General features: G+C 64.0%; 22 protein-coding genes. 3 read left to right on the top strand and 19 right to left on the bottom strand.

The window, feature by feature from the left end; genetic code table 11:
• Positions 1 to 7 precede the first annotated feature (7 nt).
• From FRZ40_RS00540 to sctC, 14 genes are all read right to left on the bottom strand, one after another.
• On the bottom strand, positions 8 to 2083 hold the full coding sequence (locus FRZ40_RS00540; RefSeq protein WP_147232972.1) for a flagellar biosynthesis protein FlhA: 2076 nt from the start codon (positions 2081 to 2083) through the stop codon (positions 8 to 10).
• Position 2084: 1 nt separating this feature from the next.
• The gene (locus tag FRZ40_RS00535; RefSeq protein WP_147232971.1) at positions 2085 to 2825 is read right to left on the bottom strand and encodes an EscU/YscU/HrcU family type III secretion system export apparatus switch protein; all 741 of its coding nucleotides are present in this window, start codon (positions 2823 to 2825) and stop codon (positions 2085 to 2087) included.
• Positions 2822 to 3550 carry an EscT/YscT/HrcT family type III secretion system export apparatus protein gene (locus FRZ40_RS00530; RefSeq protein WP_147232970.1) on the bottom strand — a complete coding sequence of 243 codons (729 nt, stop codon included), beginning with the start codon at positions 3548 to 3550 and terminating at the stop codon, positions 2822 to 2824. The genes FRZ40_RS00535 and FRZ40_RS00530 overlap by 4 nt, the downstream gene beginning before the upstream one ends.
• Positions 3547 to 3822 carry a type III secretion system export apparatus subunit SctS gene (gene sctS, locus FRZ40_RS00525; RefSeq protein ID WP_028365539.1) on the bottom strand — a complete coding sequence of 92 codons (276 nt, stop codon included), beginning with the start codon at positions 3820 to 3822 and terminating at the stop codon, positions 3547 to 3549. The genes FRZ40_RS00530 and sctS overlap by 4 nt, the downstream gene beginning before the upstream one ends.
• Positions 3819 to 4466, bottom strand: coding sequence for an EscR/YscR/HrcR family type III secretion system export apparatus protein (locus FRZ40_RS00520; RefSeq protein WP_147232969.1), 648 nt, complete (start codon positions 4464 to 4466; stop codon positions 3819 to 3821). The genes sctS and FRZ40_RS00520 overlap by 4 nt, the downstream gene beginning before the upstream one ends.
• Complete coding sequence (locus FRZ40_RS00515; protein WP_147232968.1) at positions 4463 to 5446, bottom strand: FliM/FliN family flagellar motor switch protein; 984 nt, start codon at positions 5444 to 5446, stop codon at positions 4463 to 4465. Before FRZ40_RS00515 ends, FRZ40_RS00520 begins: the two co-directional genes overlap by 4 nt.
• On the bottom strand, positions 5443 to 6171 hold the full coding sequence (locus FRZ40_RS00510; protein WP_147232967.1) for a FliH/SctL family protein: 729 nt from the start codon (positions 6169 to 6171) through the stop codon (positions 5443 to 5445). The genes FRZ40_RS00515 and FRZ40_RS00510 overlap by 4 nt, the downstream gene beginning before the upstream one ends.
• A complete protein-coding gene (locus FRZ40_RS00505; protein ID WP_147232966.1) occupies positions 6165 to 6740 on the bottom strand; it encodes a hypothetical protein in 576 nt (191 codons plus the stop codon). The genes FRZ40_RS00510 and FRZ40_RS00505 overlap by 7 nt, the downstream gene beginning before the upstream one ends.
• Positions 6737 to 7558: a type III secretion system inner membrane ring lipoprotein SctJ gene (gene sctJ / locus FRZ40_RS00500; RefSeq protein WP_147232965.1), complete on the bottom strand. Its 822-nt coding sequence runs from the start codon at positions 7556 to 7558 to the stop codon at positions 6737 to 6739. The genes FRZ40_RS00505 and sctJ overlap by 4 nt, the downstream gene beginning before the upstream one ends.
• The gene (locus tag FRZ40_RS00495) at positions 7558 to 7890 is read right to left on the bottom strand and encodes a hypothetical protein (protein ID WP_147232964.1); all 333 of its coding nucleotides are present in this window, start codon (positions 7888 to 7890) and stop codon (positions 7558 to 7560) included. The genes sctJ and FRZ40_RS00495 overlap by 1 nt, the downstream gene beginning before the upstream one ends.
• 65 nt (positions 7891 to 7955) lie before the next feature.
• Positions 7956 to 8135: a hypothetical protein gene (locus FRZ40_RS00490; RefSeq protein ID WP_028365544.1), complete on the bottom strand. Its 180-nt coding sequence runs from the start codon at positions 8133 to 8135 to the stop codon at positions 7956 to 7958.
• Between the two features lie 105 nt (positions 8136 to 8240).
• Entirely contained in the window at positions 8241 to 9020 is a 780-nt protein-coding gene (locus tag FRZ40_RS00485; RefSeq protein WP_147232963.1) for a hypothetical protein, read from the bottom strand.
• A gap of 173 nt (positions 9021 to 9193) precedes the next feature.
• Complete coding sequence (locus tag FRZ40_RS43985) at positions 9194 to 9340, bottom strand: hypothetical protein (protein ID WP_158646984.1); 147 nt, start codon at positions 9338 to 9340, stop codon at positions 9194 to 9196.
• The gene (sctC, locus tag FRZ40_RS00480) at positions 9337 to 11097 is read right to left on the bottom strand and encodes a type III secretion system outer membrane ring subunit SctC (RefSeq protein WP_240057042.1); all 1761 of its coding nucleotides are present in this window, start codon (positions 11095 to 11097) and stop codon (positions 9337 to 9339) included. The genes FRZ40_RS43985 and sctC overlap by 4 nt, the downstream gene beginning before the upstream one ends.
• Positions 11098 to 11383: 286 nt before the next feature.
• On the opposite strand from sctC, the gene FRZ40_RS00475 reads away from it, so the two are divergent.
• From FRZ40_RS00475 to FRZ40_RS00465, 3 genes are all read left to right on the top strand, one after another.
• A complete protein-coding gene (locus FRZ40_RS00475) occupies positions 11384 to 11830 on the top strand; it encodes a ribbon-helix-helix domain-containing protein (protein WP_147232961.1) in 447 nt (148 codons plus the stop codon).
• Positions 11831 to 11970: 140 nt separating this feature from the next.
• Entirely contained in the window at positions 11971 to 12237 is a 267-nt protein-coding gene (locus FRZ40_RS00470; RefSeq protein ID WP_147232960.1) for a hypothetical protein, read from the top strand.
• A gap of 134 nt (positions 12238 to 12371) precedes the next feature.
• Positions 12372 to 12623, top strand: coding sequence for a hypothetical protein (locus FRZ40_RS00465; protein ID WP_147232959.1), 252 nt, complete (start codon positions 12372 to 12374; stop codon positions 12621 to 12623).
• A gap of 118 nt (positions 12624 to 12741) precedes the next feature.
• Here the strand turns inward: FRZ40_RS00465 and FRZ40_RS00460 are convergent, their stop codons facing one another.
• From FRZ40_RS00460 to sugE, 5 genes are all read right to left on the bottom strand, one after another.
• On the bottom strand, positions 12742 to 13152 hold the full coding sequence (locus tag FRZ40_RS00460; protein WP_028365549.1) for a group II truncated hemoglobin: 411 nt from the start codon (positions 13150 to 13152) through the stop codon (positions 12742 to 12744).
• A gap of 42 nt (positions 13153 to 13194) precedes the next feature.
• On the bottom strand, positions 13195 to 15684 hold the full coding sequence (locus FRZ40_RS00455; RefSeq protein ID WP_147232958.1) for an ABC transporter permease: 2490 nt from the start codon (positions 15682 to 15684) through the stop codon (positions 13195 to 13197).
• Between the two features lie 115 nt (positions 15685 to 15799).
• Positions 15800 to 16411 (bottom strand): DUF4126 domain-containing protein, encoded by a 612-nt coding sequence (locus FRZ40_RS00450; RefSeq protein ID WP_028365551.1) that lies wholly within the window; start codon positions 16409 to 16411, stop codon positions 15800 to 15802.
• On the bottom strand, positions 16404 to 16694 hold the full coding sequence (locus tag FRZ40_RS00445; RefSeq protein ID WP_147232957.1) for a hypothetical protein: 291 nt from the start codon (positions 16692 to 16694) through the stop codon (positions 16404 to 16406). The genes FRZ40_RS00450 and FRZ40_RS00445 overlap by 8 nt, the downstream gene beginning before the upstream one ends.
• Before the next feature lie 724 nt (positions 16695 to 17418).
• Positions 17419 to 17739, bottom strand: a complete 321-nt coding sequence (gene sugE / locus FRZ40_RS00440) for a quaternary ammonium compound efflux SMR transporter SugE (protein ID WP_147232956.1) — start codon at positions 17737 to 17739, stop codon at positions 17419 to 17421.
• Positions 17740 to 17797: the final 58 nt, after the last annotated feature.

Genomic DNA, 17797 nt, shown 5'->3' with positions numbered 1-17797 from the left:
CGATGGATCAACCCGGCACGAGCGTCGCGACCACGCGCACGCGATAAGTGTCGGACGGAATCTCTTCCATCGCGAGCACATCGGACGGGATACCGAGCGTACGCAGAATGCGCGCGAGGTGCGGGCGCAGCACAGCAGTCGTCACCACGACGTGCGCCACGTCCTGTTTTGCGGCAAAACCGCGCTTCATGCTGTCGAGACTGTCTGCGTCCAGCACGCATTGCGGCTCGCCGTCCACGCCATGTTCGATCTGCGCTTCGAGATCGGCCTCCCATGCGGGATCGAGCACGGCGGCATCGACCTGCCAGTTGCCGAGATCCGCATACGAGCGAACCAGTTGAGGCGCCAGCGCGATGCGTGCCTCGCGCACCATCCGGTCGAGCGAGCGTTCGCCGTCGGGAATCTGCAGGATCGCTTCGAGAATCGCGCGCAGATTGCGCACGGACACACGCTGTTCGAGAAGACTGCGCAGCACGCACGCCAGCTGCACCGTGCTCACCGCTTTCTGCACGAGCGCCACCAGTTCGCGGAACTCCACGTTGATCAGGTTCAACAGGAACTTCGTTTCCTGCGTGCCAAGGAAAGCCGATGCACGCTCCTCGCAGACGCTCGTCAGATGCGCACAAAGCAACTGGTTCGGTGTCGACTTGACGAGTTGCGGGTTGTCGATGGCAGCCGCAGCGGCCGCACTCACCCAGACCGACTTTTCCGCACGCGGGTGATAGCCCGGCGTGCCCTCCATCGCGACGCTGGCAGCGGCGCCGCTCACCAGCACGTGCCCCGCTACCAGCGTGCCGCCGGAATACGGCACGTCTTCGATATCGACGATATAGCGGTCTTCATCAAGACGCTCGTCCTTGAGCAGAACGAGGCCCGGAAAAGGCACGCCGAGCCGCACGATCAGATCGCGTCGCAGCGTCGCCAGTTGCTCGTTCAACTCGACGCCAACCAGCGCGTCCGAAGCGGCGCGTCCTAGCCGCACGCGCAGCAGCGTGCTCGTGCCCAGCTCGACGTCGTCCAGAATGCGCTGCACGTAGTTGCCGCCGTCGCGCGTCATCGCGGGCATTCTGGGACGCATCGAACGCTGCGCGGCCGCGCGCTGGCGAATCATCACGACAGCGGCGCCGATCAGCAGCAACGCCACGAGCGTGAACTGAACATGCGGAAAACCAGGAATCGCGGCCAGCGCGACGCATGCCGCGCCCGCCATCGCGAGCGCGGGCGGGTGCAGCGACAGTTGCGTGAGAATGTCGCCCCCCAGGTTCGCGCTGCCGCTCCCCGACGACACGCGCGTGACCAGCAGGCCGGCCGAGATCGATACGATCAGCGAAGGCATCTGCGACACGAGCCCGTCGCCGACGGTCAGGATCGCGTAGGTGTGAAGCGCGTCGCCGAACGACATGCCGCGCTGCCCGATGCCGACAGCCAGTCCGCCGACAATGTTCACGAGCGCGACGACGAGCCCCGCAATCGCATCGCCTTTGACGAATTTCATCGCCCCGTCGAGCGAGCCGTAGAAATACGTTTCGCGCTCCAGCTCGCGGCGCAGTTGCCCCGCCTCCACGCCGCTGATGAGCCCGCCGCGCAGGTCGGCGTCGATGCTCATCTGGCGGCCCGGAATGCCGTCGAGCGTAAAGCGCGCCGACACTTCGGCCACGCGGTCCGCGCCCTTCGCGACGACGATGAACTGAATCGCCGACAACACGACGAACACCACGATGCCGACGGCGACGTTGCCGCCCACCACCATTTCGCCGAATGCACCGATGATCTGTCCGGCGTGCGCGTGAAGCAGGATCATCTTCGTCGATGCGATGGCGAGCGCGAGTCTCAGCAGCGTCGTGACGAGCAGCAAAGACGGGAAGCTCGATAGCTCCACTGCTTTCGCGGCGTACAGCGTCGCCGTCAGCATCACGAAGCTCGCCGTGAAGCTCACGCCGATGCAGAGATCGAGTACGAATGGCGGAACGGGCAGGATCAGCAGGAGCAGCACGCCGAGCATGCCGGCTCCCAACGAGAGATCGGCATGGCGCGCCACCATGCCCAGCAGATCGATTCGGCGCGACGTCTTGTTGTTTGCCATGTTATCGAATGAGTTCCCTGTGCAAGGCTTTGCGCCGTCCCTTGACGTGCGGATCGCCTTCTTCGTCCTTGTGTTCCCGCTTGATTTCGTTTTTGTCCATCCTCAACCGCCGCCGCCACTGGATACGCTGCAGCCAGAAATCCACGGCAGCGGGCGCGAGCTGCGAGACGGCCGCGAGCCCCATCAGACGAATGGTCGATTCCCCCGTCGCACTCAGTTGTCCGCCGAATGAAAGCGCAAAAGACGGAAGCAATTGCTCGCACCACCCGGCGAACGCATGCCAGACAATGAACAGCAAAATGGTGAATTGGGAGAGCGTGACGGCCGTCTCGAACAGCATCTTCAAACCGAACAGGTTCTTGATGCCGGTCACCGGATTCAGCCGCTTGAGATCGGGCACGAGGCGCTTGAACGCGAGTACGCCGCCCGCTTGCGCCGCCTCGGGCACGATCACGGACAGCGCGCCCACGCCCAGCGTCGTGAGCGCGACGGGCAGCATGCCGTTCAGGTCGCTCATTGCCTGCGTGTAGCGCTCGGCAAACGGCCGCGCCTGATCGATGCGGGTCGCCGCTTCCACGACGTGCACGCACACCTGATAGACGTGCGGCGATTCGATCACCAGAAACAGCCACCAGAACAGCCCGCTGACGGCGACCGTCACGTGCGTGCTCTTCGCAATGTCGCCGTCTTTGCGGGCGCGTTTCAACCTGTGCGGAGTCGGGGCTTCTGTCTTGTCGCTCATTGCAATATCGCGCTGCGCAAAAAGATCGCGTTGAACCGTTCGAACAGCACGGGCACGCAGGAAACGATCGTGAGAGACAACACGATGGCCTTGACGGTCCGCGCCGTCGTGAACGGGTTGAGCCGCTTCGCGTAACGCGACATCCACCCGAGCGCGATATCGACCAGCAACATGAGTCCGACGAGCGGCATCGCGAGCCTCACGCCCTCCACGATCGACAGCGCAAGCCGCTGTTCGGCAAGCTCCCGCATGACACGCATCAGGTCCGGGCGCGGCGCACCGGGCGGCCACAGCGCCCAGGCATCGGCGAAGAAACCGTACACGGACACAAGGCCTTTGCCGGTGAAAAACGTCAGCGTGGCGAACCATCCGAACAGATGCTCGAAGAGTGCTGCTTCGTCGCGAAAGTTCGGATCGTAGGAAGCCGCGATCGAATACCCGCCTTGCTGGTCGATCAGCGCACCCGCCGCGGCCGCCGCATGAAACACGACGCTCAGCAGCATGCCGAGCGTCAGTCCGATCAGCACTTCAACCGCAATCGCGACGACGGGGTTGTCCGGCCATTGCGTCACTTGCGGGATGGTCGCGAACAGCAGCATCAGCGGCACGCGCAACGCGACGCCGAGCGACTCGTTGCTGCCGAACGGAACGAGCGCAAGCGCAACGGCGGGCCGGATGGTGCAAAACGCAAAGCCCTCGATGTAGCCGATGTAGCCTGCCGTCATTGCATCCGCCCCGCAGCGATGTAGGACAGCGCGTGCTCGACGAAACGCGTGACCTCGCTGTTGCCCCACGGCATCGCGATCATCATCACGAGCCCGACGCCGATGATCTTCGCGCCGTACGGCAGCGCCTGGTCCTGAATCTGGGTGATCGACTGCACGAGCCCGATCAGCACACCGATCCCCGTGGCGACCGCGAGGGCAGGCAGGGACAGCCAGAAGACGAGCAGCAACGCATCGCTGGACAGCGATGCCAGAGAAGGAGTCGAGTTCATTTCGCGTAGCTGACGATCAGTCCGTGCATCAACTTCGATACGCCCGAGACCGAGACGAGCACGAAGAGCTTCAGAGGCGTCGAGACCGTGGTGGGCGACAGCATCACCATGCCCATCGCGGTCAACACATTGGCGACGACGAGATCGATGATGAGAAACGCCATGTAGAGCAGGAAGCCCGCTTCGAAGCCGCTCGATATCTCGCTGATCATGAAGGCGGGGATCAGCAGCGAGAAGTCAGTTTCCTGCACGTCGCGCGATGGGTCGATGCGCTTCGCCGCCGTCACGAGGAAGGCGCGCTCGGCGGGCCGCGAATGATCGAGCATGAATTCACCGAGCGGCCCGCGCACCGCCTGGTACATCTGCATGAGATCGGGCATGTCGCCCCGCTCGATGCGCTCGCCGATCGACAGCTCGGCGCCCATCTTTTCGACGGTCGGGGCCATCACGACGAAGGTCGCCGAGAGCGCCAGCGCCGCGAGCGCCATGTTGCCCGGCGCCTGCTGCACGCCGAGCGCGGAGCGCAGCAGCGTCAACACGATGCTGAACTTCGTGAAGGAAGTCGTCATCGTCACGATCAACGGCAACAGCCCGAGGACGAAGAAAAAGACGATGAGCTGAAAATTGACGGCCTGGTCTTTCATGATGCCGTGCGCGTGTCCGACAGATGAGTGAGATCGACGATGCGGACGCCCAACGCATCGTCGATGTCGATCAGTTCGCCGCGCGCGAATGGAATGCCCTGACACAGCAGCGTCACCGCGTGCCGGCGAACGGGCAGCTGCAACGAAACGATCGAGCCTGGCCGCAGCCGCATCAGATCGTCGAGCGCGAACGACAAGGTTCCGATCACGGCATCGAACGAAAAAGTGAGTGCGTTCGCGGGAATCAGCTCGCTCGTCATCTCAGTGGATTCGCCGGCGTCATCGATCAACGGATGGTCTACTGCCATGTGTGCTCCAGATTGGGTAAGCAAAATTCGTCGTGCGCCATGACGAAGCGGCACACGCAAATACTGATGGGACGGGTCGACCAGCAGCGCATCGCCCGGCCTGATTTTTCGCAGTCGCTGCATCGACAGCGCAGGGCCCGCCATGCAGACGGGAACGCGCACGCTCAGCCGGCTCCCGAGTCCCGCCATCTGCGCGGCGGGAACGGCGCGATGTGCGAGCCATTGATCGACAGCCGGGCTATCCAGCGCAAAGTGCGCCGTGCGATGGCTGCGGGCATGCGTGAGTACGAGGCCGTATGCGCCAGGCGGCGGCGCGGCGTCGAAGGACACGCCCGTTATGTCGATCGCGAATCCGAACGCGCCTTCAAGCGCGCTCAGCCACTCGTCGAGCGCTTCCGCGATCAGTTGCGGCGCCTTCTCCTGCGCCTGCGTCAGCGCCTGCCCGTTCAGTTCGGGAAACAGCGCCTGCACGTCACAATCGAGCGACATCGGCTCGCCCATCGCTCGCGCGTGCATCCGCAGCGGATAGCGCGCGCGGCACGGCTCGAATTGCAGCGAAAACGCCCGCTTGCCGACGCTCACGGAATAAGGTGTGCCGAAATGCAATGCGGCGACGTTGTGCCGCTTCGCATGCGCGAGCGTCACACGCTCCATGTCTTGCCAGGGACTCATTGGACGCCTCCATCGCGCGGCTCGCCGCGCCATGCAAGCAGGTCGATGACATCGCGCAGCCCGCGTTCGATCACGTCGACCATCCTGGCCGCTTCGTCGTCGATATAGCGGTACTCGTCGAGCACCACGCCGATCGCGTCCCGCATGCCGCGTTCGAGAACACGCAATTGCGGCATCAGGCTGCCGTCAATCACGCCGTTCTCCGTTTCGACGATCATCGAGTGCGGCGGAAGACCCGCATCCGCCATCACCATGAACAGTGGAACGTTCAACTCCTTCTCGAGCGCGCTGGCTATGCGCTGCGTCTGCTCGCAATGGTTGGCCGACACCCGCACCGAGATCACCTGCTGCGCGCGCGACGCGCGGATGCAGCGCCGCAGACGGCTGCGCAAGGTCACGTCGGCAGGCAGTTCTCCGAGTAACCCGGCGACGGCATCCAATGCCAGACCGACGAGACGCTCTTCGAGGCAACGTGCCGCAAACGATGCGGCCGCGCGCGGCACGACATACTCGTGCAACGCAGTGCGTCGCCCCGAGTCATATCCACGTCGCCACGCACGGCGCTTGAGTTCGCGCACGCGGTCGGCAAGACGGGCATGCTCGCGCTCGGCCTCGCGCGCACGGCACGCCTCGACTTCGCGCAAGCCTTCCAGTTCCCGCAGGTCGACCGCCGACACATAACCATCCGACTCGACGCGCCAGCCGCCCTTCCGGCAGATCAGCATGATCGACCTCCCGCAAGCGCATACGCGGCTTCGAGAAGACGGCTTGCCGTGTGCGCGCCGAGGTCGCCCGTCCCGTAGCGCCATGCGCGTTGTGCGACGGCGCGCGGCAGACGCAACTGCAGGAGCGCGCGTAGCGCCGGGTCGTCGTGCGCATGCAAGGCGAGGCGCAGCCCGACGGCGGTCATGTCGGCGCGGTCGAAGACATTCAACATGGCGCCGACGTCGACATCCGCAGCATCCGCCAGTGCGCTCGACTGGATGGCCCGCAGGACATGGGGCGCAACCTGGCTCGCGAACATCTCGCGAGCGCTGGCGCTCACGACCTTGCGCAAGGTATGCGCTTGCGCGATCGCGGCCGTGATACGCATCACCTTTGCGCATGCAGGACGCGGCAATGTCGCAAATGCAGGCACGTGCGGCATCGTGCGTTCGACCATCAACTGCGGCATCAGTACGAGCAAACTGGCGTTCGCGTCCGCCTGGGCACGCTCCGAATGCGCGCGTTCGCCGCGCGGCAGCCAGCTATGGTGCGCCCATCGGGCCAGTGCAAGGAGCGGCACGCGCCTCATGATGCGTCTCCCTGGTCCGAAGCAGCAGGCGTTTCGTCGGAACGCGCCTTTTGCGCATTCTTGAGTTGTCTGCGCCGGAAGAAGGTCGGCGCAAACGAACGAATGCCGCTGTCCCACACCCACGCCGAGATGATCAGCAACAACGCCATCACCGTCGCGGCGATCAGCGCGAGCGTTGCGTTGTGATGCGATTCGCCGGCGGCCGTGATAAAGCGCATATCCACGTCGCTCTTCGCATTCGCCGGGGCCGCCACGGGCGTGACAGGAATGAACGTCAGATACACGTGATCGGGCGTCAGGCCCTCGACGCTGCCCGCGACCAGTCCGCGAATCTTGTCCCGCATGTATTCGAGGTTGTAGTCGCTGCGATAGCGCAGCATCACGGAAGCCGACGGCGGCGTCACCTGCCGCATCAGCGGATCGCGCTCCGGCTGCACGATGTGCACGCGCGCCACCAGCACGCCGTCGATCTTCTCGAGCGTCTCCGAGAGCTCCTGCGTCAAGCCATAGACGTACCGCACGCGGTCTTCGTCGGGATTCGAGATCAGGCCCTGCCGCGCGAACAGTTCGCCGAGATTCGCATGATTGCCGTGCGGCAATGCGTATTCGCGGGTGATTTCCGTCGCTGTGACCACGTCGTCGCCGCCGACGGACACATTCCACGTCTTGTCGGCGTTGCGCTCCTTGGCTCCCTCGATGCCATGCTGGCTCAGCACGGCAATGATCTGATTCGCCTGATCTTCTTCCAGGCCTTCGAATAGCGATGCCTTGCAGCCGACGAGGAACAGCAGCGGCAGCAATATAAGTGCGCGGCGCATTAGTTCCTCTGTGTCAGCGATGTGATGGCCTGGCCGATTTTTTCGGCGATGTTTTTTGCCAGCGTCGCGCTGGTTTGCATGTCGTCGAGGTCGAATTGCAGTCGAAGAAGATCAAGCGTTTTCGCATTCGACGAGCGGTTTTTCGCGTAGGAAGCCAGGTCGTTGGCGATACGCTTGTCCTGAGCCCTCGCGATCTGCTCGGCGCGCTCGATCAACGCCACGGCCAGGGAATCGTCCGCGCCGTCCGGCGGGTTGGCCTGCAGCTGATCATGGCGCGGCTCAGGAAGGGGCTGCGGCGGAAATACGTTCATCACCACGGGTTGCAAAAGCATGTCGTTGCCTCTCTTCAACGGTGTGTCGGTAGAGGCGCCGCTGTCGCGGCGCCCCGTTCAGATCGTTACTTCAGATTGCCGATGACGCCCATGCGGGTCTGGTTGCGTTTGGATTCCATGTTGCTTTCCTTCGTGACCTGTTCCTGGAAAGCGTTCTGGGCCTTCTGATCCTGCAGATCCTGCAGGGTCTGTCCGTTGCCTGCACTTGCTGCGGGGCTCGCACCACCTACGTTGCCAACTGCCATGATTCGGGTTCCTTATTAAATTGCACGCGTTTCTGATCACTTCAATTAACCGCACGCCGGGACGCGCACGAATACCCGGCACGCAGATCTGATACCGAGTTTCGATCAGTTGCAACGCCCGGCGTGGAGCGTGCTCCCGGCCGAAAACTCGTATGTCGTTCCGTCGTCGTTGCGCACGATCTCCACCGTGCATCCGGAAATGCGCGCGATCCTGCCGATCGGCAAGCGCGCACCGGAGAAGTAACGCGCGCCCTGGCCGTCGACGAGCCAGGCTCCATGCGCCGAGCGCGCGAGGTTCATGCCGATCGCCTCCAGCGGTATTCGCACGGGACCTTTGCCGGCGACGTGACCTTCGAACCGCAGGTCGCGCAATCCGTTGACGGATTCACGCGCCAGCCGCGCAACGCGTTCGTAGTCCCACGACTCCGGCACCGCGTAGGCGTCCTGCGCAGGCGGCACGACGATGAACGAGCCCGGCTCGCCCGGCTTGATCCGGGCGTCGCGGTAATAGCTCTGCAGGAAGTCCGCCAATTGATCTTTCATCTGCTCGACGACCTTGACGCGGATGACGGGCACATGGGTGTCGCGGCGAGCACCCGTCGCGAGCAATGCGAGATCCGACGACGTCGTCACGTAGCCCTCGTAGACATAGGCGTGCGTTTTCGGATCTTCGCGCACGGTCACGAAACGGAACGGGCCTCCGAGTTGCGGCAATGCACGAGCGAGATCGTGCGGCCCATACGTGCGCCATAGCGAGCCGAGTCCCGCCGAGGCCAGCAACGCCAGCGCCAACAACCTGGCGCCCCGCGGCACCTGCGCCCATCGACGCGCGATATAGGCGAGCGGCGCATGGGTCAACAGCCACGCGTACTCGGCGTTGCGCACGGCCTCGGGCGTCAGCGGATCGCGCCCGCTGAACTGGAATTGCGCATCGCCGACCGTGAACGACGCGCCGTATCGGACGATCGTCGTCTTGCCTCGCGCCAGCGGATAGCCGAACAGCGATACGCCCTCATGATGCGCGGTAAGCTTCAGCCTGTTGCCGACGAGACATAGGGTCAGGTGTTGTGGCTGGATACCGTCGTCGACGAGCAGCAGGCTGTCGCCCCCCCGCTGCCGATCGTCAGTTCGTGGCCCTCCGACATCAACACGCTCGCGCCCGCGTGCACGCCGCCCGTGACAGCAATGATTCCGCCCGCGCTCATCGGAGTTGTCTCCCGGTCGTCGACGAACCCGACGGCAAGCCGGGAGGAAGCGGCGGAACGGCACTGCCCCATACGGGCAGACTCGCTGCGGGTTGCGGTTCCGGTGCGCGCCCGGCCCGATCGTTGCTCACAAGCGCAGGCAATCGCGGCGCGAACGACGACGATGATTCGACGCCCGTCGACTGCTGTTGCGCGGCGACGAGATTCGTCAGTTTCCTGATACGCGGCGTGATCAGAATCAGGCGCTCCTGGCGTTCGACCTGCGTCTGCCTGTCGCGAAACAGCGCGCCCACATACGGCAGGTTTCCGAGCAAGGGCACCTGCGACGTCGACGTCTGGCTGCGTTCGTACTGGTATCCGCCGAGCAGCAGGCTGTCGCCGTTCGCCACCACCGCCTGCGTCACGATCGAATGACTGTTCACCTTCGGAATTCCATCGACCGTCAACGAAGCGTCGAACGCGCCGTCGTCGATCTGCACGCTCAGCAGAATGTTCTTCTCGCCGTCCGAAAGCGACTCGACCGTCGGCGTCACTTTCAGTGTCAGCCCGGTATCGACGTTGTACAGATCGACGTCCTGATTGCCCGCCACGCGTACGTACACCGAATTGCGCGAAGACAGGATCGCCTCCGAGTTGTTCAAGGTCAGCACCTGCGGTCGCGACAGAATGCGCGCCTTGCCGCTCTGTTCGAGCGCATGGATCCTCGCGAAGAGATAGTCGGCGGAACTGCCGATCATCGTGGCGAGATTGAGGCCCGACAGTGCGGGTGCGATCGACGCCATCGCTGCCGCCGGCCCTGAATTCAGCGCTACATAAGCGCCGCCGTCGCCTCTCGCGCCGCCGCCCCAGCGCACGCCGAGGTCGCTCGCGGCATCCGTCGACAGATCGATCACGGCCGCCGTGATCTCGACCAGATCCTGCGGCTTGTCGAGCATCGCGATCGTGCGCTCGTAGCTGGGCATCATCGACGGCACGTCGTAGATGACGACGGCATTCGTGCGGGCGTCGGCCACGATGTTGCGACGCATCGATGCCGTTGCGGGACGCATCGCGCCTGAGTCCGGCAACGGCACGTCGATATCGGGCACGGGCGAGATGTCCGCGAGGCCCAGTCCGCGCAGACTGGGAAGCGGAGGCGGCCCGCCGCGCGCGGCACGCGGCTGGCTGCGCGCTTTCGCGGGGCTCTCCCGGTCCGGCACGACAATGGGAACGTCCGCCATCAGCTTGCGCAGCAGCGACGCGACGCCAGGCAAGGTCTGCTGCCGGTTGCCGGATGTATACGTAATGTCCTGCGCCTGCGCATAGTGAAGCGGAAAGACGCGGATCATCGCGTCATCGACGGCAGGCGTCACCGTGGTCTGCCGCTGGGCCTGTTCGACGGCGTCGGCGATCGCATCGACGTATTCCGACGGACCCGATACGACAGCCGTCGTATCCGAATACCGCACGGGGAGATGGCTGTCGTTGAGGCCGAGGCTCGATAGCAGGTTCATGACCTCGTCACGGGTCATCGGCGCGAACGGGATCGTCCGGCTGCGGCTATCCGAGGCTGACGAAACGTGGATGACGTGCCCGTCGAAGTACCACACCAAACCGTACGCCTCGATCAGCCGCGCGAACACGCGTGCCGGCAGATCGTCGAACTCGCCGTTGACGGGGCCTTTCACGCCGCGCGCGATTTCCATCTGCAGCCCGCCCGCGCTGACCACCTCTTTCAGCACGTCGGGCAATGGCGTGTTGCGTGCGAAATAGTGCATCGCCTCCGTGCGCCACATGGGCGATGCGGCGTTCCCTGCCGACGCGTGCAGCACCATTCCCGCCACGACGGCACAACGTATGCCCGCCGCGCCTCGACATCTTCCTGCATAGCTTCCTTCCCGCTTAGCGCGTGCCTTTCGCCGCGTCATGAACATCTGAACACCCCTCTCGAACATATCGCTTACGACGAGCCGAAATTTATCCCTTGCCGAATTCGTGAAGGTCATACGGATGTATCACCGCGATTGTTCTCAGACGAGGAGCATTGCAGTCGTCAGTTCGCAGATGGCCACCATGTATTTAGCCTGTAATCCTAATTATTCTGCTGGAATTAACGAACGACAAAGAAACATCCCATTTTCAGAACTGGGAAACACAGAAGTCGAGGAATTTGTGAGAGCAGAAATGACACGCACGACAAATTGCAATCTCAGTGCCGATCTCCTGAAGCCGCGTCAGAGGTCGATTCGTGTCAACGGTCTCGCGACGTGCATGAGGCTCGAAGAAATCTACTGGTCGATTATCGAAGAGCTCGCACGAAGCGAGTCGCTGACAGTGGGGAAATTGATTTCGCGGTGGGCGATGGAAATGGATCTCGCACAAGGATCCGTCTGGAATTTCACCGGCTATATCCGCGTGGTTTGCGTCATGCAGTTAATCAATCGCGCAAGTCCAGCGCTTTCGATGGAGTTCGCCCGCTCGCCAGCGTCGAAGGCGCGCGGAGTTCGATGAACGCACGCGTGCTCGACGCGCAGATTCACACTTCGGAGGCTGCCATGTAAAGAAATGTCGACGAGTTCAGTCCGGCGAGCCTGTCCCAGGCTTCGCCCTTTTCGCCCTGCACGAAGGGCTTTAATATCAAGGAATCCAAAATGTCAATGGATGTTACCCAAACAACGGCCTCACAAACGGCGACGATGGGAGGCCATCAATCGCACAGCACGGGCGGCGCACAAGGCTCACACGGCGCACAGGACGCTCAAACGCAAACGCTCTCGCAGGGCGGCGGTGACCAGGGGGGCGGCGCGGGCGGTGCGGGTGGCGGCGGCGATATCCTCAAAGACCTGATGCAACTGCTCAAGGACATCATGGGCATGCTCGGCGGCATGATGGGCGGTGGCGGCGGAGCGGGCGGCTAACACAAGCGCGCCATGTCAACGGCCGCCGCGGCGAGGACGAACCCGCCCGCGGCGGCCTTCCGATCAATCAACGCTTCTTCGTATCGTTTCAATCCGCAAGCGAAAAAGAATGCGTTACGCACAGGAGTAGCACGATGTCGATGGATGTTTCGCAAACCACTGCCATGCAGACGACCGCCTTTGGCGGCCATCGTTCTTCCGGGGCAGGCGATGCCCGCGGATCTCAGGATCAACAGGCGCAGACGTTCTCGCCCGATTGCGGCGGCGGCCAGTCAGGCTGTTCCGGTGGCGGAGGAGGCGGCGGCGATATGCTGAAAGACCTGATGCAGTTGCTCAAGGCAGTGATGAGTCTGTTCTCGGGCGGTCTCGGCGGGATGATGGGCTGACGGCTGCTCGCCGCCGATGATCCGGCCGGTGTGAAGAACGCGTTCATTCAACGGAACGCGTTCTTTTCTCGTTCGCGGCGCTCACCCGCCCATCGCTTGCAGCCTGACGCATCGCCCGTCAGCCCGGATGATTGCGCATCCAGTCGGCCGTATCGAAGAACGAATGCAGCAGACGCTCGCGCAGAGGCTCGGGCAGGCCGACGTCTTCCATCGCCCACGCCATGCAGCGCAGCCACTGGTCGCGTTCCACCGACGCGATCTGGAACGGCAGATGCCGCGCGCGCAGACGCGGATGGCCGAAGCGGCTGATGTAGTGATCAGGGCCGCCAAGCCAGCCGCACAGGAACCAGAAGAGCTTGTCGCGCGAGCCTTCGAGCGTCGGCGGATGGAGCTTGCGGATGCCGGCGAAGTCGGCTTCGAGGTCCATCAAATCGTAAAAGCGGTCGACGAGTTCGCGCACGCGCGCCTCGCCGCCTACCAGTTCGAACGCCGTCGGCTGCGACGGCGCTTCGTCAATCGGATCAGTCATACGGGCAAACACAGTCAAAGAGAGTTCAAAAGCGGCGCCACGTCACGCATCGCGCAGCGACTGCAGCGCGGGCCGCATCAGTACGTGGCGCAGGCTCAGCCAACCGCCGACGGCCGCGCACACGACGCCCGCCGCAACGCCCGCCGGTATGAGCCACGGGTTGAAGTCGATCGAAAAATCGAACACGCGCGAGGCGAGCACGAAGCCGATCAATTGCGAGCCGACGGCCGCCATCAGGCCCGACAGCGCACCGACCACGACGAATTCCGCAACCTGCACCGCGCGCACCTGCGCATGCGACGCGCCGAGCGCGCGCAGCAGCGCGGATTCTCGCATACGCTCGTCGCGCGTGCCCGCCAGTGCGGCGTACAGCACCAGCACGCCCGCGATCAGCGTGAACGCGAACAAAAACTGAACCGCGCCGATCACCTGACCGATCACGCGCTGCACCTGCGCGAGAATCGGCGCGGTATCGATCGCGGTGAGGTTCGGATACTGTCCGGCCAGCCCGTCGATCACCGTGCGCTGCTCGGGCGGCACATGGAAGCTCGTGATGAACGTCGCCGGGTAATCCTTCAGCGCGGCAGGCGGCATCACGACGAAGAAGTTGACCTTGAACGAACCCCAGTCGAGCTTGCGCACGCTCGTCACGGGCGCGTCGACCTGCAGGCCCGTCACGTCGAAGCGCATCGTGTCGCCGACCTTCACGTTCAGGATTTTCGCGAGCCCCTGTTCGATCGAAATCTGCGGCTTCGTCGTGTCGCCGTACCAGTCGCCCGATACGATGCGGTTGTCGTCCGGCAACTGCGTCGTGTATGACAGGTTGAACTCGCGATCGACGAGGCGCCGCGCGTCTTCGCTCTTGTAGTCGTCAGGATTGACGGGCTTGTCGTTGATGGCAATCAGCCGGCCTCGCACCATCGGCGCGAGTTCGACGCCGGGAAAGCCGTGCGCCGACAGATAGTGCGTCACGAGATCGCGCTGGTCGGGCTGAATATCGATGATGAATTCGTTGGGCGCATCGGGCGGTGTCGAACGGTGCCAGCCTTCGATCAGATCGTTGCGCGTCATGCCGATCAGCAGCAGGCACATCAGGCCGATCGCGAGCGCGGTGATCTGAAGTGCGCTCGAGTTCGCGCGGCGCTCCAGCGACGCGAGCGCATAGCGCCAGCCGATGCCGATATGAAAGCGCTCGCTGCGCACGATCCGCGCCGCGCCCCACAGCGCACCGCGCGCGATCAGCGCGAACAGCAGCAGCCCGCCCGCGAAACCGCCCGCGACGATGCCGCCGAGCTTCAGTTCGCCCGCAGCGAGAATCAGCAGTCCCGCGAACAACGCGATGCCGAGCGCGTAGGCCGCCCACGCCGTGCGCCCCTCGTCGCCCCACTCCCGGCGCAGCACGCGCACGGGCGGCACGTGCGTCAACGGCAGCAGCGGCGGCAGCGCGAAACCGATCAGCAGCACGAGACCCGCGGCAATACCTTCGAGCGCAGGCCACACGCCCGGATAAGGCAGCGACACGTCAATCAGGCTGCCGAGCCACCAGAACAGCGCGAGATGCCCGCCGAAGCCGAGCACGACGCCCGCCACGCCGCCGAGCAGTCCCAGCCCCGCGAACTCGAACAGGAACAGCGCGCGCAACGTCCGCTGGCTCGCGCCGAGACAGCGCATCGCCGCGCAGCTGTCGAGGTGGCGGCGCATGTAGCGATGCGCGGCCATCGCGATCGCGACGGCGGCCAGCAGCGCCGTCAGGAGCGACACGAGCGTCAGAAAGTGGCTCGCGCGGTCGAGCGTCTGGCGCACCTGCGGCTGGCCGTCCTGCAGCGACTCGAGCGCGTAGCCGCGCATCCTGCCGTTGTCGACGCGCTCGTGCGCCCATTTCGCAAACGACGCGACGCTCTCGTCGCCGCCCGCCACCAGCAGCCGGTACGTGACCCGGCTGCCGTAGCCAGCGAGTCCCGTCGACGCGAGATCGTCCGCGCGCATCATCAGACGCGGCGAGAAATTGACGAACGCGAAGCCACGGTCGAGTTCGCGCGTAATCAGCGCGCCGATCGTGAAATCGCGCCCGCCCACTTTCACCTTGTCGCCGATGTGCGCCTTCAGCGCGTCGAGCATCTGCTGGTCGACCCACACGTCGCCGGGCGGCGGAATACCGCGCACCTCGCGATCGGGTGCGCCGGGCGTGAGCGCGATCTTCAGTTCGCCGCGCAGCGGATAGCCCGCCGACACCGCCTTCACGGCCGCGAGCCGCGATACGGGTTTCGCTGCCGTCGAGTTGACCATGCTCGGGAAAATCGCCGTCGTCGCGGTGTCGAGACCGAGCGCTTTGGCCTTATCGAGGAATTGCTTATCGACGGGATGATCGGCGCGGACGATGAAATCGGCGGCGATCATGCGCCGCGCATCGCGTTCGAGCCCCTGATGCAGCCGGTCGGCGAGAAAGCCGACACTGGACAGTGCCGCGACGGCCAGCACCAGCGCGAGCAGCAGCATCGTCAGTTCGCCCGCGCGCCAGTCGCGCGCCGTCATGCGCAGCGACTGATGCAGCAGATGGCCGAGCGACAGCCTGTGCGCGGACGCGCGCGGCCTGCGATGTTCGGGAGGAAGCTCGGGGGAGCCTCGGTGGTGACGCGTTCGGCTTCGCTCAATCGTGACGGCTCCGCGCGAATCGCGACACCATATGCGTCGCCATGCCGCGGAAGCCGCCCTGCACGCCGCGCCACAGACGCGGCAGCGCCCAGCTCGCGAGCACGAGGAAGCCGACCAGCAGCACGAGGAACAGCACGGGGACGAACAGCGCGAGCAACAGGCCGCCGAACACGAGCCCGTCTTCAGCCGACGACGTGACGACATTCGACACGGGCTCCGGCGACAGGTTGATCAGCGCGCGGGTGCCCGCCTTCGTCAGATGCGACGCGCCTGCGAGCGTGCCGCCTGCCAGCGCGGCGATCGTCATCATGGCGGGATCGGCATGACCGAGCGCGCCGACGGCCAGCACGGCGCCCGCCGGTATGCGGATGAACGTATGGACGGCGTCCCACAGCGAATCGAACGCGGGGATTTTGTCGGCGAGAAATTCGGCGAGTGTCAGCAGCGCAGCCGCGCCGATGACCCACGGCGACTGAAGCACGGACAGCGTATCGGGAAGATGGATGAAGCCGGCGCGTCCGAAGACGCCCGCGATGAGGACGGTCAGATAAAGACGCAAGCCGCTGCCCCACGACAGGCCTGCCGCAAGCGAAAGAGGTTCAAGCATGGCCGCCTCCGAGGCGCGCGAAGCGTGCCGTCAGTTCCAGCGGCTCGTGCCAGGGACGGGGAAGTGCCAGAGGCTCCGCCGTGCCGAAGCCGCCGGATCCGCGCATCAAGGCCGCGCGGAGCAATTTCAGGATGAAGTTGGTCTCATTATAGCCACCTTCACGGGGTGGGCGTCGTCGAAGGTTTTTGCGCCTTTTGTCTGCGACGCAGTCGCCATTCTGGTTTTTGTTTTTGCTTTGCTTTGGTTTTTGTTTTTGTTTTTGTTTTTGGCTCTGCGCTGGCATCCGCGTTTTGCTTTCTGTACTTCAGGCGTTGCCCCTGTGCGGGGCGGCACTCACTTTCTTTGCCGCCGCAAAGAAAGTAAGCAAAGAAAGCGGGCTCACCCCGCCAATGCTAGTCATTGCCTGCGGGCCCCCCACGGGTCCCGCACTCCACACGGCATCGCACCGTCTCACGCCCGTTGCCAGCGTGCTAACTCACGCCTCACCCGCTTCGCATGCCCGCGTCACGGAACGCGTTAGCAGGACGTCCACGGCCGCCCAGGTGGCAAACGGTGTGTAGGCCGTCGCGACGGAAGTGCACCACTCCGGACTGAAAAGCGGGATCGGTGTCGTAGGGGCGCCAACGCGTAAGGTGCAACAACCTACACACAGTTTGCCACCTGGGCGGCGCAGACGAGTCGCTGCCGCTGGCTGCGCTACGGGTGACTGGAGTGGGTGATGAGCCTGTTCAAGGCGCTGGCAACATGCGTAGAAAAGTGTGATGGCGTCTGGAGTGCGGGACCCGTGGGGGGCCCGCAGGCAACAACCGGAACTGGCGGTGTGAGCGGCTTTCTTTTGCCTACTTTTCTTTGCCGCTGCAAAGAAAAGTAGGTGCCGCCCGCACAGGGGCAACGCGTGAAGCACAGATACGACAACGCGGATGCCAGCCAAAAGCAAAAACCAAAAAAAACCAAAGCAAAGCAAAAACAAAAACCAGAATGGCGACTAGCGTCGCAGACAAAAAACCTTAATGCCCGGACGACAACTTAAGCCCGACCAACCCAACAACGATAAGCACAGCGCTGCCAACGCGCGCAACGGTAAGCGCTTCCCCCATCACGACGATGCCAAAAATAAAGGCACCGACGGCGCCGATTCCCGTCCACACGGCGTAAGCGGTTCCCAGCGGCAACTGCCGCATCGCCATGGCAAGCAAAACAAAACTGCCGAGCGCCGTCACGACGGTGAACACCGACGGCCAGAACCGCGTAAAGCCTTCGGAGGTCTTGAGGCCAGCCGCCCACGCAACTTCCAGCAGACCGGCGATGAACAGAAGAATCCAGGACATGAGACGAACTCCCATAGATGAATGGGGCCGTCCCCGTTGAAAGCGGATGCAGCAAGGC

The organism is Paraburkholderia azotifigens (genome assembly GCF_007995085.1).
Classification (GTDB): domain Bacteria; phylum Pseudomonadota; class Gammaproteobacteria; order Burkholderiales; family Burkholderiaceae; genus Paraburkholderia; species Paraburkholderia azotifigens.
Note: the sequence above shows the minus strand (reverse complement) of the source record. Positions and strands in the feature narration are given on the sequence as shown.

Excerpts from the sequence above, each read along its gene's own strand:
- sctJ (WP_147232965.1), bottom strand. The coding sequence starts at position 7,558 with ATGCGCCGCGCACTTATATTGCTGCCGCTGCTGTTCCTCGTCGGCTGC.
- sctS (WP_028365539.1), bottom strand. The coding sequence starts at position 3,822 with ATGAACTCGACTCCTTCTCTGGCATCGCTGTCCAGCGATGCGTTGCTG.
- FRZ40_RS00490 (WP_028365544.1), bottom strand. The coding sequence starts at position 8,135 with ATGGCAGTTGGCAACGTAGGTGGTGCGAGCCCCGCAGCAAGTGCAGGC.
- FRZ40_RS00515 (WP_147232968.1), bottom strand. The coding sequence starts at position 5,446 with ATGAGTCCCTGGCAAGACATGGAGCGTGTGACGCTCGCGCATGCGAAG.
- sctC (WP_240057042.1), bottom strand. The coding sequence starts at position 11,097 with ATGCACTATTTCGCACGCAACACGCCATTGCCCGACGTGCTGAAAGAG.
- FRZ40_RS00470 (WP_147232960.1), top strand. The coding sequence starts at position 11,971 with ATGTCAATGGATGTTACCCAAACAACGGCCTCACAAACGGCGACGATG.
- FRZ40_RS00445 (WP_147232957.1), bottom strand. The coding sequence starts at position 16,694 with ATGCCAGCGCAGAGCCAAAAACAAAAACAAAAACAAAAACCAAAGCAA.
- FRZ40_RS00495 (WP_147232964.1), bottom strand. The coding sequence starts at position 7,890 with ATGCTTTTGCAACCCGTGGTGATGAACGTATTTCCGCCGCAGCCCCTT.
- FRZ40_RS00460 (WP_028365549.1), bottom strand. The coding sequence starts at position 13,152 with ATGACTGATCCGATTGACGAAGCGCCGTCGCAGCCGACGGCGTTCGAA.
- FRZ40_RS00520 (WP_147232969.1), bottom strand. The coding sequence starts at position 4,466 with ATGAAAGACCAGGCCGTCAATTTTCAGCTCATCGTCTTTTTCTTCGTC.
- FRZ40_RS00530 (WP_147232970.1), bottom strand. The coding sequence starts at position 3,550 with ATGACGGCAGGCTACATCGGCTACATCGAGGGCTTTGCGTTTTGCACC.
- sugE (WP_147232956.1), bottom strand. The coding sequence starts at position 17,739 with ATGTCCTGGATTCTTCTGTTCATCGCCGGTCTGCTGGAAGTTGCGTGG.
- FRZ40_RS00465 (WP_147232959.1), top strand. The coding sequence starts at position 12,372 with ATGTCGATGGATGTTTCGCAAACCACTGCCATGCAGACGACCGCCTTT.
- FRZ40_RS00535 (WP_147232971.1), bottom strand. The coding sequence starts at position 2,825 with ATGAGCGACAAGACAGAAGCCCCGACTCCGCACAGGTTGAAACGCGCC.
- FRZ40_RS00450 (WP_028365551.1), bottom strand. The coding sequence starts at position 16,411 with ATGCTTGAACCTCTTTCGCTTGCGGCAGGCCTGTCGTGGGGCAGCGGC.
- FRZ40_RS00505 (WP_147232966.1), bottom strand. The coding sequence starts at position 6,740 with ATGAGGCGCGTGCCGCTCCTTGCACTGGCCCGATGGGCGCACCATAGC.
- FRZ40_RS00540 (WP_147232972.1), bottom strand. The coding sequence starts at position 2,083 with ATGGCAAACAACAAGACGTCGCGCCGAATCGATCTGCTGGGCATGGTG.
- FRZ40_RS00510 (WP_147232967.1), bottom strand. The coding sequence starts at position 6,171 with ATGCTGATCTGCCGGAAGGGCGGCTGGCGCGTCGAGTCGGATGGTTAT.
- FRZ40_RS43985 (WP_158646984.1), bottom strand. The coding sequence starts at position 9,340 with ATGAGCGCGGGCGGAATCATTGCTGTCACGGGCGGCGTGCACGCGGGC.
- FRZ40_RS00455 (WP_147232958.1), bottom strand. The coding sequence starts at position 15,684 with ATGACGGCGCGCGACTGGCGCGCGGGCGAACTGACGATGCTGCTGCTC.
- FRZ40_RS00475 (WP_147232961.1), top strand. The coding sequence starts at position 11,384 with ATGGCCACCATGTATTTAGCCTGTAATCCTAATTATTCTGCTGGAATT.